Below are 16,096 nucleotides of genomic sequence, written 5' to 3'. Positions count from 1 at the left end.
GTATTAATTCTGCAGAGGTGCAAATCCAAATGAAAAACAAACAACGTTCGAAGACTCGTTCAGCGCACTCGGTTTCATTGTTGCTGGGGTTAGGCTTGCTGGTGGGCAGCGCATTTGCCAGTGCCCAGTCCATCACCATAGGCGGGGCCAATTTTTCCGAGCAGACGATTCTCGCGAATATCTATGCGTCAGCTTTGAAGAATGAAGGGATTGACGTCAAGACCCGGCTCAATCTCGGGAACCGCCAGATCATCGCCAAGGCGCTGGAAAACGGGGATATCGACGTTGTACCCGAGTACATAGGATCACTGTTGAGTTTTTATGACGACAAGAGCGCCCTGACCAGCCAAAAGGAGATCGTCAGCGCCTTGCAACAGAAGTTGCCGGCGGGCCTCCAGTTGCTTGAGCCTTCGGCCGCGGGCTCTATTACCGCTTGGGCCGTCACCCGGAAAACCGCAGAAAAGTACAACCTGCACACCTTGTCCGACCTGGCGCGCGTCTCAGGTGAACTCACGCTGGGTGGGCCTCCCGAAGTCACCACTGCCGCCTTAGGCCTGCCCGGGTTGAAGGCGGTCTACGGCATCAACTTCAAGAGCGTCAAATCGCTGGACATGGGCGGGCCCTTGTCGCGGCTGGCGCTGAACTCAGGTGCTATCGACGTCGCCACGGTGGTTTCCACGCAAGGCATCCTGGCAAAAGAACCTTGGGTTGTGCTTGAGGATGACAAGCACCAACAGCCCCTGCAAAACATTACGCCACTGGGACGCAAGGCGTTGCTAACCCCAGCAGTCACCCAGGTGCTCAACGAGGTCTCTGCCAAACTGACCGATGACGACCTCAAGCAACTCAATCGCCTGGTTGATATCGATCACAAGGACCCCGCAAAAGTCGCGGCGCAGTGGGTCGCTGAAAATACCGTCAAGGCGGCCAACTGAACATGAATGCGATGTGGGTAAGGTCGCGGAGGTGTTATGTCCAATAAAAGCATGATTTTGAATTTGTTCTTTTTTAATCCCCAAGGGGATCATCGTTTTTCCTGGCGCCACCCGCTGTCGCCGACCAAGGAAATATTGACGCTGGGTTACTACGTAAAACTGGTGCAGGCGGCCGAGGCGGCGAAGTTCGATGCGGTGTTTGTCGCGGATCACGTCGCGGTCTGGGACTCCGTCGCCAGTGGGTTGAGGCACTATGCCAACGCCCGCCTCGAACCGATTACGCTCTTGTCCGCATTGGCGGCTGTCACCGAACACATCGGGCTGATGGGCACCGCTTCAACGTCCTATAACGAGCCCTTCAACATTGCGCGATATTTTGCTTCGCTGGACTACCTCAGCGCAGGACGAGCCAGCTGGAATATCGTGACCTCCTGGTTGGAAGAGGAGGCTTCGAATTTCGGATTGTCAGGCGTGACGAAACACGGCGATCGTTATCGGCGGGCCGAGGAGTTCATTCATGTCGTCAAGCAACTTTGGGACTCCTGGGAGGAGGGGGCGCTTGAGTTTGACAAGGACAGCGGCGATTTTGCCGACCCGTCTAAAATTCACCCGATCCATCACAAAGGCGCACATTTCAACGTGCGAGGGCCGCTTAACGTGCCGCGTCCACCGCAAGGACATCCGGTCCTTGCCCAGGCGGGGTCTTCTGAAGCGGGCAAGGATCTGGCCGCCGCCCATGCGGACGTGCATTTCTGTTTCATCGATTCGGTCGAAGAGGGACTGGCGTACAGGGCCGATTTGAATCGCCGTCTCGAGTTGAAGGGCCGGCATTCCAGTGATCTGAAAATCATTACCGGGGTGCTTCCGGTGGTTCTGGAGGATGAGACCGAGGAGGCGCGACGTCGGCAACTGGAAGACAGCCTCATTATCGATGCCGTGGCGATTGATCTGGTCTCCAGCTACACCCGTCTTGATCTGACGGGGCTGTCGCCGGACAGCCCGCTACCTGCATTGCCGGATGAGTCTGAGTTCGATGGCATTCGAACCGAGCTGGCCCTGCTCAAGAAGTACGACACGACCTTGTCCATCCGTGAAATAGGGCGTCGGCTGGTCAAGAGCGCCAGTACCTGGCTGCTGATCGGAACGGCGGAGCATATTGCCGATAAACTTTCAGCGTTGTACGAGTCGAATGCCGTCGATGGCTACAATCTCATGTTTCCGTTTTTGCCCACTGACTTCGAAGCATTCACCCGTGGCGTGGTGCCTTTGCTGCAAGCCAGAGGGGTTTTCCGCAAGGAATATGAACCCGGGACCCTGAGGGATCGCTTGGGTTTGAAGATGCCTGCCAACCGCTTTCTGCTGTGATCAGCGTCACTCACAATCCTCTGGATGGTTTTCATATGACCAGCGATCTATCCATGTACCTCGCCCCCGCCAGGGTTTTACAGGCACAGGACGCCTGGCTCCAGCGCACCCTGGAGATTCTGGGTGAGCGCCATGAGCGAAAGCCGATCGTCGATCCCGTGTCCCATTGGCTTTCCCCTGATCTGTTGTTATCCCAGACCTGCGGTTATCCATTCGTCACGTCACTGCGGGGGAAGGTGAGGCTGATAGGGCGTCCGAGCTATGAGCTTGCCCATAGCTCGGGGGGTGACCATTGCAGTTTGCTGCTGTGTAGAGCTGATTCGCCCGTGACTGATCTGGCGGATTTGCAGGGCAGCCATGGGCTGATCAACGCCCGGGATTCCAACTCTGGGATGAATTTATTGCGCCACACGTTGGCGGGGATCAGCGACCGTGGTTTTTTCTCGAAACTCACCTTCACCGGATCCCACAGGGAGAGCATGCGAAGACTGAAAAAGGGCGAGGGCGATTTGGCTTCCATCGACAGTGTCACCTACGACTATCTGGCGAGAGACCACAGTGAGGAGATCGACGGCCTCAGGGTCCTGGTGCGAAGTGTGCGCAGTCCCTGCCTGCCTTATATAACGTCGATTCGTCGAACGGCGACGCAGGCAGAGTCTATCCGGCGCGCAATGAACGAAGCCTTGAGTCAGCTTCCCGAGATTTCCCGTGACCTGGCGATCAGGGAAGTCCTGCCAGCCAGTGAGGCTGACTATGAGTGTCTTTTGGAGTATGAGCGCAGTGCGGCCAATCGCGGCTTTTCGTTCGTATCATCCTGAGCGGCGAGCCGTCCCTGGCTCGCCATCTCGAACACGCTAGAACCTGAAGCGCCCAACCAAGCCCTTGAGCTGCCCGGAAATATCCGTCAAACGCCCCGAGCCGGTCTGTGCCGAGTGAGCGAACTCCTCGACCAACTGGGCATCGGCATGAATCTGCGCGATGTGCCGGTTGATGTCTTCGGCCACCTGGTGCTGCTCCTCTGCCGCTGTGGCGATCTGGGTGTTCTGGTCGCGAATCGAGTCCACCGAATTGCGGATCTTGTCGAAGCTGTCACGGGCCTGTTGAATGCGCTCGACGCTGGTGTGCGACACCTGCAGGCTGCTTTGCATCTGCTGGGTGACTTCCTGGGTGCGCCGGGCGAGGTTGCCCAGCAGGCTGTCGATCTCGCCGGTGGAATCGGCGGTGCGCCGTGCCAGGGCCCGCACCTCGTCGGCCACCACGGCGAACCCACGACCTTGATCGCCAGCCCGTGCGGCTTCGATCGCGGCGTTGAGGGCCAACAGGTTGGTCTGTTCGGCAATCGAGCGAATGGTGTCGAGGATGGTGTTGATGTTCTTGCTGTCCTGCTCCAACGCCTGCATGGTCTGGGTCGATTTTTGCAGGTCTTCGCTCAGTTTCAGCACGCTGCCGGTGGCTTCGCCGATGTGATGCTGGCCGTCGTGCACATCGCGGTAGCCTTCGTCCGCACTGGAGGCGGCCTGGCTGCAAGAACGGGCCACTTCGTTGGCGGTGGCAACCATTTCGTTGAACGCGGTGCTCACCAATTCCACGGCCTGGCGCTGGCGCCCGGCGGCATCGTTCATGTTCTGGGCCACGTGGCTGGTATCGGCCGCAGCGGTTTGCAAGTCGGAAGAGGCGCTGCCGATGCGTTGCATCAGTTGCGCGATCATGCCCAGGAACTGGTTGAACCAGCCCGCCAGGGTGGCCGTTTCGTCCTTGCCTTGCACGATGAGTTTGCGGGTGAGGTCGCCTTCACCTTCGGCGATTTCCTGCAGGCCATTGGCAACGCCGCGAATCGGCCGCACGATCACGCTGGCGAAACTGGCGCCCACCACGGCGAAGACCACGGCCAGCGCGGCGGCGATGGCAGCGATCAGCCAAGTCAGGCTCGCGGCCTCGGCCATCACTTCATCGCGCTTGATCAGGCCGATGAAACGCCAGCCCAACCCTTTGGAGCTGACCACATTGGCCATGTAGGGCACGCCGTCGATCTCGATCTGAGTCACGCCATCGCTGCTTTTGGCCAGCTCGGCATAGTTGGGGCCAAGGTCGGCCAGCGGCTTGAAGTTGTGCTTGGCATCGGCGGCGTCCACCAAGACGTTGCCGTTGGCTTCCACCAGCATCAGGTAGCCGCTGTCGCCCAGCTTGATGTTCTTGACCAGTTCGGTGAGCTGCTTGAGCGACACGTCCAGGCCGACCACGCCCACGACGTTGCCGCTGGCGTCGGCGACGGTGTGTACGGTGCCGATCAGCGACACATCGTCCGGCGCCCAGTAATAGGCGTCCGTGCGCACGGTAGTACCCGGCGCGGCGATGGCCGCCTTGTACCAGGGGCGCACGCGCGGGTCATAGTTGGTCATCTTCGGGTCGTCAGGCCAACTGGCGTAGCCACCGTCGCTCGTTCCCACGGACAGATAGGCGGTGGTCGGATGGCTCTTGGCGAATCGGTCGAATATTTCCAGAAGCTGTTGGTTGATCTCGGGGAGCGGTGTTTGTGCCGCATCGGCCAGGGAGTAGTTTTTCAACCCTTTGGCGGCGATGATCCGTGGATCCTTGGCGATGTATTCGACGTTCTGGCTGATGCCATCGAAGAACTGCTTCATGCCGTTGTCGATCTGGCGGATTTCACGGCCGCTGCTATCCAGGAAGTTGGCCTTTGCGGCGTCGCGCAGGTTCATTACGACAAGCACCGCCACCAGGATAACCGGGAGGCAGGCGATGGTCGCGAACGCCCATGTCAGCTTCTGTTTGATATTCATGACTTCTCCCGCGGAATATTTTAAGTGTTGGAACGGCAGAAACAGCAGTGATTGGCGTTGCGAGTCTCTGGAAGGGAAAAGCGCCTATACCTACTGCCAGTGTATCGACCAAAGTCGTAGGCACTTGAGGCTTGCCATTTTTGGCGCGGGACGATCGGTGGAGGGCGTAGGCGCGATTGCAGCTGACTTGACTAGCCTGGAAGATAGCGTGGTTTGCTCTGTGTTTTCGCCCTGCGGCTCGGGCACTCACGTGCAGTAAATCCTCATTGTCTTTAAGGTATTAACGAGGCCCTATGCCAAGCGCATTCGAGAGCGTACTCAAAAACAAGAACATGGCTTATCGACCGCTCGGCGCGGCGCCCGCCAGCCAGGCACCGATCCGTGTCGCGTTCGTATTGATGGACAACTTCTCGATGATGTCTTTCACCGGTGCGGTGGACGCGCTGGTGACCGCCAACCTGATGAGCGACATGCCCCTCTACGAGGTGCTGACGGTGGGGGTTTCAGGTGGGCAGGTGACGAGCGACCTGGGCATTGTCATCTCGACGGATGTCGAACTGGCGCAGATGTCGGAAAACCAGGACGTGCTGATTGTCGCCGGGGGCTTTCGCGTGAAGTTGCAAGGCCATCCCTTGCTGCGCCGCAAGCTGCGCGCCAATGCGGCGTCCGGGGCGATCCTGGGTGGCTTGTGGAACGGTGTTTTTTTCGTTGCCGATGCCAATCTGTTGGATGGTTTCGAATGTGCTGTCCACCCGGAGAGCCGCGCCATGATGGTGGAGGTGTTTCCCCATGTGAAGGTGTCCAGCCGGGCCTATGTGGTGGATCGGGAGCGGGTCAGTTGCGCGGGCGCCAACAGTTCGCTGCGCATGATGCTCCAATTGATTCGCCAGACGGGCGGAGCGGCGCTGGTGGGGGCCATCGAGGAAATTCTGCGTTGTGATGAGTCCGGCGACGATGTGACGGACTTGCCGCCGGTTTTCGTCGAGACCGACCCGACGCTGCCGGAAAGTCTCAAGTTGGCGTTGGAGCTGATGTGGCAGAACGTAGAGGAGCCCTTGACCATCGATGAGCTGGCGGCGTGCGTGAAGATTTCCAAGCGCCAGTTGGAACGACGGTTCTGCAGTTTTCTCGGCGCGACCCCGACGCGCTATTACCTGGAGCTGCGCCTGACGCGGGCTCGCCAGCTCATCCAGCAAACCAATCGGTCCGTGACCGAAATCGCCGTGGCGACAGGCTTCGTCAGCTCCCCGCACTTCCAGCGTCGTTTCCGGGATTTCTTTGGCGTGCCGCCTGGCAGTTACCGTTCGAAATCGGAGCGCAAGCAAGCCTTGCGCTAAAGACGCTACCGGATCGGGAAGAGAGTTTTTGGGGCGGGGAGGGCTGCGCAGCTCAGCGGGAGCAAGCTCCCGCGTCACGGACACAAATCAGCTGTTATTGCCGGTTTTTGTTTCGGTGGGCAGCTCTTCGGTTTGTGAAGCGGCTTTCGAGGCGGTCAAAGTCGTGTCCTTGCAGAGCACTTTGCCTACTTCGTCGGCTATCGAGCCGTCGACGATTCGCCCTTGCATCTGGTCGAACTGGGCTTTTTCCAGCACTGCGAGGCTGTTGTACATCCCCATGTACCGTACATTGCGGCTGGCGCAGTCGAGTTCGAGTTTTGTGTAGTTGGTGAAGTAAGCCCCCGATCTCTGTACGATGGCCTGGATGGCTGAGCCGGTGTCGGTATACGACACGATGGAGTACACGGCATCCGAATCATCGTAAAGGTACTTGATGTTCTGGACATCCGCGGCTGCACTACACGTAATCGAGATTAAAGCGAGGAACGTAACGGTTTTCATGCTTTCTTCCGTGAATAAGCAAGTCAAGGGATTAGTGGCAAATTGAGATCAATTTTGCCGGAGTTTCATGGATGGGGTCAATTAACTTCGGACGGCCTCGATGACCGCCGGTCAGAAACAAAATATTTCGGGAACTTTATAGGCCCCTCTAGCTCGTGGCAATAGACAAGCGCATTTCAGCGGGGTAGTAGGCTCTGCCCGAGACGCACCGTAGCTCCATTAGAGCAAAGCCTGTATTCGTCCAATCGCCTGACTTTTTTTAGAAGTTTTTCGTCTGAGCTGCATCGATAATCACGGTTTCAGGATTTTCGAGCTTTTTTCTGCGCCGAAAGGGAAATCGAGCATCAATGCAAAAAGAATCGCCCCGGCGGAGATCAGGAAAAGCAATCCGTGGTGCCCGCCACTGGCATTGAACAGGGCCGAGTAGGCAAACCCGGCCAGCGCCTGGAAGGTGGCGAACGAAACAGTGGCCCGGCTCCAGGCCAGTTGTTGACGATGAGGGTCAGGGACCAGTTCATGCACTCGGGCCAGGGCCAAGGGCACGATGCCCGGCGGAAACGAACCGATGATCACGGCTAACAGCGCCAGTGCCATGAAGGTGTGTGAAACCGCCAGCAAGCCGAGAGCAATCGCTTGCACGGCCAGGACCAGGCGGATGCTCTTGCGCGCGCCGAGGTGATCGGCGAGAAAACCATAGCTCACCGGTCCGATGATCGCCCCAAGGCCATACATTACCCAGACCATTGCGCCGACATGTGCGCCGGCCCCGAGGCCACGCGCCACGTAGTCGACCAAAAAGACCATCGCAGGCACGAGCCCCGCGGCCATGAACGCATACTGGGCGAACAATTGGAAAACCGCAGGGGGCATGGGCTCGTCGGGCGCAGCGCTGGCTGTTACCTGCACCGTGTCCCGGGGCCAGCCAAACCAGCTCAACCCGGTCAATGCCAGCGACAGGGCGCCAAGCCCCAGCCAGGTGGCCGGCAGGCCCAGGCTCAACAGCGGCGGCACAATCGTGCCTGAACCGGCGATGCCAAGGCCGATGCCAAGGAAAATCGCGCCACTGGCCAAGCCTTTGCGTGCCGCCGGTACATGGGGCAATACAGTCGCCGCCACCAGTACCATGATCGCGCCGCCGGCGATCCCCGACAGTAGTCGCCAGGCGAAATACCAGGTCACCGACACCGGGAAGGCACAGGCGAAAAATGCGCCGGTCACGACGATCATCATCAGCCGCAACGCGTTCCGGTTGGTCAGTCGGTGGGCCATGGGACGGCCGAGCAGGGCGCCGATCAGGTAACCGACCAGGTTCGCCGCTCCCAGGTAGACCACGTCGTTGGCGGAAAACCAACGGGCCTCGATCAATGCCGGAATCAGTGGCGTATAGGCGAAGCGCGCCAGGCCGATGCTGACGAGGCTGGCGCAGAGGCCGGCGAAAATGGGCAGCCAGATGCTTGTGGGAGGTGATTCGAGCGTAGCGGATGAGGAGGGCATGACGGCGTTTCCTGTGAAAGGTTTATAGCCTCCAGCATATCGGCTATCGTCGCTGCGTTTGCGCAGCGATTTAGCGTCAGAGTGATGCATATGTGCATCGGAGGAGGTCGAGTGAATTGGGATGATGCGCGGGTGTTTCTGGCCGTTTGCCGAGCGTCGACCTTGCGCGGTGCCGCGCGGGTATTGGGGGTGGATCAGGCGACTGTGGGGCGGCGCGTTACGGCGTTGGAGAAGTCTTTGGATGCCGCATTGTTCCTGCGTACTTCAGACGGTTACGCACTGACGGCCGTCGGCGAGGCGGCGCTCAAGGCGGTGGAGAAGATGGAGCATTCGGCGCTTGAGTTGGAGCGCCGGATTCAGGGCCTGGATGATCGCCTGCTCGGCAATGTCCGGGTCGCCACCACCGACTCATTGGCCATCGACTTCTTGATTCCGGCCATTGCCAGCCTGCATGAGCGCCATCCCGATGTGCGCGTGCAACTGGACGCGTCCACGCAGATCCTCAGCCTGGTCAAGCGCGAAGCGGACATCGCCGTGCGCAACACCCGGCCCGACAACCCTGACCTGATCGCTCGGCGAATCGCCCGTTGGCCGGTAGGATTGTTTGCGTCCCAAGCCTATGTCGAAGCCCGTGGCGTACCGTCGCCCGGCAGCGAGTTCGAGGGGCATGACTTGGTGGTTTATCAGCCGTACTGGCAGGGCAGCAAGGATTTCACCCTGGTCTCGGAGCCGATCAATCGCGGACGGATCGTGGCCAGCCTGAGTTCGAGCCTGTTGGTGCGCCGGTCGATTGCCGCAGGCCTGGGTGTCGGAGAAATTCCGCTGTACATGGGCGCGCGTGACGGGTTGCTGAGGATCTGGCCGGAGCGCACACGTGCGCTGCCTTACGAGGTCTGGCTGGTTACCCACGCGGACCTGCGCCATACCGCACGGGTGCGGGCGGTGATCGATGAGATTGTCGAGGTGTTTGCACAGGAGAATGAGTGAAGCGTCGGGGGCGGCCATCCATTCAATGTGGAGGCTCCATTACGAAACACCCTGTAGACCCTGTGGGAGCGAGCTTGCTCGCGATGGCGTCAGGTCAGCCGATCCTCATGTGGCTGACACTCCGCCATCACGAGCAAGCTCGCTCCCACAATGGGTGTTTCATAGCCTCCGTGACAATTTCTCCTACAGGGCCTAAAGGATGTTTCATGGCATCTGTGGCAGTTCCTGCGGCCGCAGATCGAACACGAGCACCTCGGCATCCTGGCCGTGACTCAAGGTCAGGACCTGCTCCTCGCGCACCCGCACACCATCACCTTCCTGTAATTGCACGCCATTGAGCTCGACAGCGCCTCGGGCCACATGCACGTAGGCATAGCGATCCGGGGCCAGGGTCAGGGTGGCGCTTTGTTCGCCATCGAACAGCCCGGCGTAGACCCGCGCATCCTGGCGCACCTGGAGCGAGCCGCCGGCGCCGTCCGGGGAGATGATCAATTGCAGGCGACCGCGTTTCTGCTCGCTGCTGAAGTGCTCCTGTTGATAGCGTGGCGTGGCGCCACTGACGTTGGGCACGATCCAGATTTGCAGGAAGTGCACCGGCTCGTCCGCACTGTGGTTGAACTCGCTGTGGGCCACGCCGCTGCCGGCGCTCATCAACTGCACATCACCGGGGCGAATGACCGAGCCCGTGCCCAGAGTGTCCTTGTGTTCCAGCGCCCCTTCAAGCACGTAGGAAAAGATCTCCATGTCTCGGTGGGGATGCTGGCCGAAGCCCTTGGCCGCGGCGACCCGGTCGTCGTTGATGACCAGCAGGTCGGAGAAGCCCTGTTCGTTGAGGTTGCGGTAGCTGGCGAACGAGAAGGTGTGGAACGAGGTCAGCCAGCCGTGGCGGGCAATGCCGCGGTCCGAAGCTTTGCGAAGGGTCAGCATGATGATTCTCCTGATGTCTGTGGGCGGCGGCTGGGGCCGTTCGCCGGGTTCAGAAGAAGGTTAATGGTTATGCCGAAGTTCAATAAGCAGGCGGAAAACGAAAGACTGTCCGTTATTAGTGGACAATCGAGAATGCCTACCGGCGGATGCCTGGCTTCGCCATAATGCTGACGAGAAACCCTGTGGGAGCGAGCTTGCTCGCGATAGCGTCGGATCAGTTGGAATTGATGTAACTGACACACCGCTATCGTGAGCAAGCTCGCTCCCACAGGGGTATTCATAGTTTCTGGATTTTTTGGCGTCTTTCTTGATGAAAACCGTTGCAATGGTGCTGTTCCCGGATTTTTTGCTGCTCGACATGGCCGGGCCTCTGGAAGTGTTTTCCATCGCCAATCGTTACCTCCAAGCGGACCTGCGTTATCAACTGTTGACCCTGGGGACTGAGCGCGGGCCGTTGCGAGCGTCCAACGGCGTGGCGGTGCAGGCCGATATCCATATCGACCAGGCATGGGCGGCGTATGACGTGTTGCTGGTACCGGGCGGGCCGGGGGCCTATAACGACCGGCATCCGGGGCTGCACACCTGGCTGCGGGCCGCGGCGCAACGGGCTACGCGCTACGGCTCCATCTGCACCGGTGCCTTCGTGCTCGGTGAGGCGGGCTTGCTCGACGGTTATCGCGTCACTACCCACTGGCATTACACCGAACGCCTGATACAACGTTTCCCCAAGGCCCAGGTGGAAACCGACAAGATCTTCCTGCAGGACCGCCGTCTGATCACCTCGGGCGGTGTCACCGCCGGGATCGACCTGGCCTTGTCCATCGTGGCCCAGGATCACGGCCGCAAAGTCGCGTTGGACGTGGCCAAGGTGTTGTTGGTGGTGATGAAGCGCCAGGGCGGCCAGGCACAGTTCAGCCCCTCGGTGGCGGCGGTGTCGACGCAGGAATCGGCCATTACCCGGGTGCAGAATCATGTGATGGAGCATCTGGAAGAACCCTTCACCATCGAGCGCATGGCCGCCCTGGCCTCCATGAGCGCGCGGCATTTCGCCCGGGTCTTTGCCCGTGAAGTGAAGATGACGCCCATGGAGTTCCTGCAGGGCGCGCGCATCGACCGGGCGCGTCAGCTGCTGGAAACCACTGACCTGCCGCTCAAGACCGTGGCGTTTCGCAGCGGCTTCGGCAGTGTGCGGCACATGCGCTTTTTGTTCGGTGAAAAGCTCGGCCTGACCCCGGTGCAATATCGTCAGCAGTTCAGTTGAGGCGTCGTGTCCGTCCAGGGCACCGTGATGTCCGTGACGCTCCCAGTGCCAGCATTGTCCTGAAATCTGCGCCTGCCAAGATTACGGCGAACCCCTTGGAAAGGATGCGCAGGAGCCCGGGGCAGACGTGTTCGGTGATCCGCCCGCTGACGCCCGCCCCGGTTATCCAGCGCTGGATCGCCCATGAACAGTTTCGTCAAACCTGATAGCGAGCCGGCGGTGGGCTTCGGTCCGTTCGCCTTCTACCGGCAGCAACGGCTGGTCACCCGTGACGGCCAGCCCCTCGCGCTGGGTGGCCGGGCCCTGGATGTTCTGCAGGTACTGGTGGAGCACGCCGGCCACTACGTCAGCAAGCAAACCCTCATCGCCCACGTCTGGCCTGACAGCGTCGTGGAAGCCATCAACCTGCGGGTGCACATCGCGGCGCTGCGGCGGGCCTTCGGCGACGGGCGGGATGGTGTCCGCTATATCCTCAACCATCCGCGACAAGGCTATTGCCTGGCGATGCCCCTGGTGGTGCAAGAAGGCGTTGAGTCGCCTTTGAGTCCCAGGGCCGAGCGACACAATCTGCCCACGCGCTTGAGCCCGGTAATCGGCCGCGACAGAGTCCTAGGGCGGCTGCTGGCGCAAGTGCCCCGTCAAGCCCTGACCACCGTGAGCGGCCCGGGTGGAGTCGGCAAGACCACCGTGGTGTTGCGGGTGGCGGAACTGCTGCTTGAGCACTTTGACGACGGGGCCTGGTTCGTTGACCTGGCGGACGTCAGCGATTCTTCACAGGTGATGGCGCGGGTGGCCGGCACGCTGGGCCTGGCGCCCGGTTCTTTGGGCCGGGGCCTTGAGTCCCGCCGCATGTTGCTGGTGCTCGACGGTTGCGAGCACGTGCTCGATGCCTGTCGGGAATTGGCCCAGGCACTGGCTACGACGGCGCCCGGGGTGTCGTTGTTGTGCAGCAGTCGCGAGCCCCTGGCCCTGCCGGGCGAAAAAATCGTGCCGCTGCCGGGCCTGGCCGTGGCATCGCCCCTGGAACCCGAGCACCAGATCGTGGCGTGCCCGGCGGTGCAGTTGCTCATCGAACGGGTGGGCGCCCGGCAACAGGGTTTCCAGCCCGTTGGCCGCGACTGGTTGATCCTGGCCCGGATCTGCCAGCGCCTGGACGGTTTGCCGCTGGCGTTGGAACTGGCGGCGGCCCAGGTCGACGCCTTGGGGCTGGCCGGGGTCCTCGAACAATTGGATTACGGCTTGTCACTCTTGAGCCTCGGGCGGCGTACGGCGGTGGCCCGGCATCGAAGCCTGGAGGCCGTGCTGGATTCGAGTGTCGAGCGTTTGAGTGCTGACGAACAAACCGTGTTTCAGCGCCTGGCGGTGTTCGAGGGGCCGTTTACGCTCAGGGCGGCGCAGGCAGTGATCAGTTGCGCTGAGCTGAGTGTCGGGCGATTGCCTTCGTTGCTATTGCGCCTGGCGAGCGTGTCATTGCTGATGGTCGAGCCGCTGGCCGACGGAGGGTGTTTTCGACTGCTGCACACCACGCGCGCCTATGCCCTGGACAAATTGCGGCGCAGTGGTCAGTGGCCCGTGTTTCATCGGCGTTATGTGCTGCAAGGCGCTTGGGGCGCGCGCCATTCAAGGCCCCAACCGGCGAGTCAGCCCCTGGAGCAGCGCGCCGGCTTCCAATAGGTCGGGAGTGTTGAACCCCTCGCTGAAACGTCGGTAGACCGGCCCGAGCAGTTCCTGCGCGGCTTGGACTTGCCCGCGGCGTTGCCACAAGCGGGCCAGGGACGTGGCGCAGCGCAGTTCCCACGCCAGGGCATGATGACGACGGGCGACGGCCAGGGCGGCCAGCAGTTGCGTTTCGGCGGGGCCTTCCAAGGAGGGCTCGTTCCGCGCCAGCCAGGTCTCGGCGCCGGCCCGCAGGAGCTCCGCCGAACACCAGCCCGCGGCGCCACTGCGGGCGCGTTCCAGTTGCGTCGGGCTGACAACGTCAGGACGCAGGGTGACGGCGATGTCCTGGATCAGTCCGTTTGTCGGGCTCGTCTCCAGGGGCTGGTCGTTGAATACGCTGTCGTAATGACAGGCCCAGTCATGGAACAGCATCACCGAATGTTTCTTGGCCTGCTGCTTCAACAGGTCGAGCCTTTCCCGGGCAGTCGGATGATCGCCGGCGTAGTGGGCGATCACGCAACCGGCCAGCGCCAAGGTGTAGCAGATCGAAGTGCCATGATTGATCTGCAAGGCGATCTGCAGCGCCAGGTTGGCGGTACGCTGGGCTTTCTCGGCAAAACCTTGCAGCCAGAGGATGCGCGCCAGAATCGTCAGCGCGGCCACGCTCTGGTCGTATTGCACGCCGAAGCCGTGGCTGAAGCGGCTGAGGCGGCCGCTCTGGGCCAGGCGCTGGATCACCTGTTCGGCCTCACGCCGCGCCGCGCCCTGGTCGCCGGTGAAATGCAGCGCCAGCACCCGCAGGCGTTGGGTGCTCAAGGACAGGATCGGGTCGCCCTGCAAACCGAGCCGGTCGAAATCCAGGCTGTGTGCCAGGGCCTGTTGGTAGTTGCCACAGCTGAGGTCCACGGTCATTTGCCCGGACACGGCCCGCAGCTCGCTGGCCAGGTCCTGGCATTGCCGGGCCAGTTGTCGGGCGGTGGCGAAGGCACGGACCGTGGCCGGCGTGCCACCCTCGGTGTGGTAGTTGAAACTGGCGTGGGCCAGCTCCAGGGCCAGGGTCAGGCGTGGGCATGGTGTGGGGTTGGCCCGCAACAATTGCAGCGCCTTGTTGACGTAGAGGCCGTGCTCCTTGAGCAGCGACAGCTCTTGCCAGAGGGGCAGGGTGCGGGCGGTCAGGCGGATCGCCACGGCGTGTGAACCCTGCGGGCCCAAGCCGCGATCGAGCGCCGCGCGGATGTCGTCGCGATAGTCGGCGTAGCGGGCGATCCACAGTCGGGTAGGGGTGTTCTCCCAATCGTTTTCCGCTTGCCCCATGAGCGCCAGGCAGCGTTCGGCATGGCGTTCCTGGCTGGCCGCCAGTTCCCCGGCTTCGGCCAGTTTTTCCAAGGCATAACGGCGGGTGGTGTCCAGCAGGCGATAGCGCACCTCTTCATCGCCGATCTCGACGTTGAGCAACGACTTGGCGACCAACTGGCTGACCGACACCAGTACCTGGTCGGGTGCGACATGCTGGCCGACGATCACCGCCGCGGCCGAGGCCAGGTTGAAACTGCCCATGAACACCGCCAGCCGCCGCAGGCAAGTCTGCTCGCAAGCCGTGAGCAGCGCGAAGCTCCAGTCCAGCGTGGCGTGCAGAGTTTGCTGGCGTGGTGCGGCGTCGGTGTCGTTGTGGAGCAGGGCGACGTTGTCTTGCAATTGCCGGTGCAGTGCTTCGAGGCTGAAGCGGCCGAGTTGTCCGGCGGCCAGCTCGATAGCCAGGGGAATCCCGTCCAGCCGCTGGCAGATGTCGACGATCAACGGCACCTCGCGGTCGGTCAGTTCGAAGTCGTCACGGCTGGCCATCGCACGTTCGGCAAACAGTTGCAGCGCCGGGTACTCCAGGGCGGGATAACCCTCGATGGGCGTTTCCCGGGGCGGGCATGCCAGGGCATCCAGGCGCTGCACGTATTCGCCTTCGGCACGCAAGCCTTCGCGGCTGGTGGCCAGGATGTGCAGGTGAGGGGCACCGCGCAGCAAGGTTTCGCTGAGCTGGGCGATGGCGTCGATCAGGTGCTCGCAATTGTCGATCACCAGTAGCAGATGCCGCTCTTTGAGCTGTCGGGCGACGGTGTCCAGCGAATCACCGTCCTGCAGCGGCAAGTCGAGCAATGCGCACAGGTTGGGGACGATCATGGCCGCATCGTTGAGCGATGCCAGGTCCAGCAGATGGGTGCCGTCACGGTAATGGCCGATCAGCCGTTCAGCGACCCGCAGGGCGACGGTGGTCTTGCCGATGCCGCCGGTGCCTACCAGGGTAATGAAACGCTTTCGGGGCAACTGGGTCACCAGGTTTTCCACCAGGGCCTGGCGTCCGATCAGGCGTGTGCGCTGCAGCGGCAGGTTGCGCGCCAAGGACGGATGAGGAATGCGCGCCAATGGGTCGAGGGATCCGAATGACACCGGCGCGACAAAGCTGTAGCCGCGCTGCGCCACGGTGACGATGTAGCGCTGCCCGGCCTGGCCGTCCCCGAGGGCCTTGCGCAGTGCCGCGACGTGTACGCGCAGGTTGGTGTCTTCCACCACGCTCCTGGGCCAGACCCGGGCGATCAGTTGCTGCTTGCTCACCACCTCGCCTGCGTGTTCGAGCAACACCAGCAGAATCTCCACGGCCCGCCGTCCCAGGCGCAACGGTTGCTCGCCCTCCAGTACCAGGCGTCGGCGCGGATGGACCCGGTAAGGGCCGAAATGCACCGTCTGTTCGACGGGCAGGCTGAGGTATTGGCTCATGGTGCTCTCAATGTTCTGGGCCCGATGCCTGGGCTTTACCCGAGCATATTCCTCAGGTTTGGTTTC

Annotated in this window: 12 protein-coding genes and 1 pseudogene; 7 read left to right on the top strand and 6 right to left on the bottom strand. The window is 61.5% G+C overall.

Annotation, left to right across the window (positions count from 1 at the left end; genetic code table 11):
* Positions 1 to 29 precede the first annotated feature (29 nt).
* From BLO80_RS03285 to BLO80_RS03275, 3 genes are read left to right on the top strand one after another with little or no spacing between them, the layout of a single operon-like run.
* Positions 30 to 935, top strand: a complete 906-nt coding sequence (locus BLO80_RS03285) for an ABC transporter substrate-binding protein (RefSeq protein ID WP_092326767.1) — start codon at positions 30 to 32, stop codon at positions 933 to 935.
* Between the two features lie 36 nt (positions 936 to 971).
* The gene (locus BLO80_RS03280) at positions 972 to 2,300 is read left to right on the top strand and encodes an LLM class flavin-dependent oxidoreductase (RefSeq protein WP_092326766.1); all 1,329 of its coding nucleotides are present in this window, start codon (positions 972 to 974) and stop codon (positions 2,298 to 2,300) included.
* 35 nt (positions 2,301 to 2,335) lie between these two features.
* Entirely contained in the window at positions 2,336 to 3,118 is a 783-nt protein-coding gene (locus tag BLO80_RS03275; RefSeq protein WP_092326764.1) for a phosphate/phosphite/phosphonate ABC transporter substrate-binding protein, read from the top strand.
* Between the two features lie 36 nt (positions 3,119 to 3,154).
* Here the strand turns inward: BLO80_RS03275 and BLO80_RS30555 are convergent, their stop codons facing one another.
* Positions 3,155 to 3,922, bottom strand: a complete 768-nt coding sequence (locus tag BLO80_RS30555) for a methyl-accepting chemotaxis protein (protein WP_371857799.1) — start codon at positions 3,920 to 3,922, stop codon at positions 3,155 to 3,157.
* 93 nt (positions 3,923 to 4,015) lie between these two features.
* A pseudogene (locus BLO80_RS30550) lies at positions 4,016 to 5,017 on the bottom strand (cache domain-containing protein); the annotation flags it as partial.
* Positions 5,018 to 5,391: 374 nt separating this feature from the next.
* Here BLO80_RS30550 and BLO80_RS03265 point away from each other — a divergent pair.
* Entirely contained in the window at positions 5,392 to 6,435 is a 1,044-nt protein-coding gene (locus BLO80_RS03265) for a GlxA family transcriptional regulator (RefSeq protein WP_092326761.1), read from the top strand.
* A gap of 87 nt (positions 6,436 to 6,522) precedes the next feature.
* Here BLO80_RS03265 and BLO80_RS03260 read toward each other — a convergent pair whose 3' ends face one another.
* Complete coding sequence (locus tag BLO80_RS03260; protein ID WP_092326760.1) at positions 6,523 to 6,936, bottom strand: hypothetical protein; 414 nt, start codon at positions 6,934 to 6,936, stop codon at positions 6,523 to 6,525.
* 291 nt (positions 6,937 to 7,227) lie between these two features.
* Complete coding sequence (locus tag BLO80_RS03255; RefSeq protein WP_092326758.1) at positions 7,228 to 8,430, bottom strand: YbfB/YjiJ family MFS transporter; 1,203 nt, start codon at positions 8,428 to 8,430, stop codon at positions 7,228 to 7,230.
* Positions 8,431 to 8,541: 111 nt separating this feature from the next.
* Here BLO80_RS03255 and BLO80_RS03250 point away from each other — a divergent pair, with 111 nt between their 5' ends.
* Entirely contained in the window at positions 8,542 to 9,417 is an 876-nt protein-coding gene (locus tag BLO80_RS03250; protein ID WP_092326757.1) for a LysR family transcriptional regulator, read from the top strand.
* 204 nt (positions 9,418 to 9,621) lie between these two features.
* Here the strand turns inward: BLO80_RS03250 and BLO80_RS03245 are convergent, their stop codons facing one another.
* A complete protein-coding gene (locus tag BLO80_RS03245) occupies positions 9,622 to 10,344 on the bottom strand; it encodes a pirin family protein (protein ID WP_092197034.1) in 723 nt (240 codons plus the stop codon).
* Positions 10,345 to 10,654: 310 nt separating this feature from the next.
* Here BLO80_RS03245 and BLO80_RS03240 point away from each other — a divergent pair, with 310 nt between their 5' ends.
* Together BLO80_RS03240 and BLO80_RS03235 are read left to right on the top strand one after the other, a co-directional pair.
* Positions 10,655 to 11,605, top strand: a complete 951-nt coding sequence (locus tag BLO80_RS03240; RefSeq protein WP_092326755.1) for a GlxA family transcriptional regulator — start codon at positions 10,655 to 10,657, stop codon at positions 11,603 to 11,605.
* Between the two features lie 183 nt (positions 11,606 to 11,788).
* Positions 11,789 to 13,279 carry an ATP-binding protein gene (locus tag BLO80_RS03235; RefSeq protein ID WP_092326753.1) on the top strand — a complete coding sequence of 497 codons (1,491 nt, stop codon included), beginning with the start codon at positions 11,789 to 11,791 and terminating at the stop codon, positions 13,277 to 13,279.
* On the opposite strand, the gene BLO80_RS03230 is transcribed toward BLO80_RS03235, so the two are convergent.
* A complete protein-coding gene (locus BLO80_RS03230) occupies positions 13,226 to 16,030 on the bottom strand; it encodes an ATP-binding protein (RefSeq protein ID WP_092326752.1) in 2,805 nt (934 codons plus the stop codon). The two genes, BLO80_RS03235 and BLO80_RS03230, sit on opposite strands and share 54 nt — an antisense overlap.
* Between the last annotated feature and the right edge of the window lie 66 nt (positions 16,031 to 16,096).

The sequence above is a fragment of the Pseudomonas sp. NFACC56-3 genome, assembly GCF_900100025.1.
Taxonomy (GTDB): Bacteria; Pseudomonadota; Gammaproteobacteria; order Pseudomonadales; family Pseudomonadaceae; genus Aquipseudomonas; species Aquipseudomonas fluorescens_AA.
The sequence above is the reverse complement of the archived record's forward strand: the minus strand, read 5'-3'. Positions and strand labels throughout refer to the sequence as shown.

Coding starts and splice junctions, on each gene's coding strand:
- BLO80_RS03285 (WP_092326767.1), top strand. CDS start 30: ATGAAAAACAAACAACGTTCGAAGACTCGTTCAGCGCACTCGGTTTCA.
- BLO80_RS03280 (WP_092326766.1), top strand. CDS start 972: ATGTCCAATAAAAGCATGATTTTGAATTTGTTCTTTTTTAATCCCCAA.
- BLO80_RS03275 (WP_092326764.1), top strand. CDS start 2,336: ATGACCAGCGATCTATCCATGTACCTCGCCCCCGCCAGGGTTTTACAG.
- BLO80_RS30555 (WP_371857799.1), bottom strand. CDS start 3,922: ATGAACGATGCCGCCGGGCGCCAGCGCCAGGCCGTGGAATTGGTGAGC.
- BLO80_RS03265 (WP_092326761.1), top strand. CDS start 5,392: ATGCCAAGCGCATTCGAGAGCGTACTCAAAAACAAGAACATGGCTTAT.
- BLO80_RS03260 (WP_092326760.1), bottom strand. CDS start 6,936: ATGAAAACCGTTACGTTCCTCGCTTTAATCTCGATTACGTGTAGTGCA.
- BLO80_RS03255 (WP_092326758.1), bottom strand. CDS start 8,430: ATGCCCTCCTCATCCGCTACGCTCGAATCACCTCCCACAAGCATCTGG.
- BLO80_RS03245 (WP_092197034.1), bottom strand. CDS start 10,344: ATGCTGACCCTTCGCAAAGCTTCGGACCGCGGCATTGCCCGCCACGGC.
- BLO80_RS03240 (WP_092326755.1), top strand. CDS start 10,655: ATGAAAACCGTTGCAATGGTGCTGTTCCCGGATTTTTTGCTGCTCGAC.
- BLO80_RS03235 (WP_092326753.1), top strand. CDS start 11,789: ATGAACAGTTTCGTCAAACCTGATAGCGAGCCGGCGGTGGGCTTCGGT.
- BLO80_RS03230 (WP_092326752.1), bottom strand. CDS start 16,030: ATGAGCCAATACCTCAGCCTGCCCGTCGAACAGACGGTGCATTTCGGC.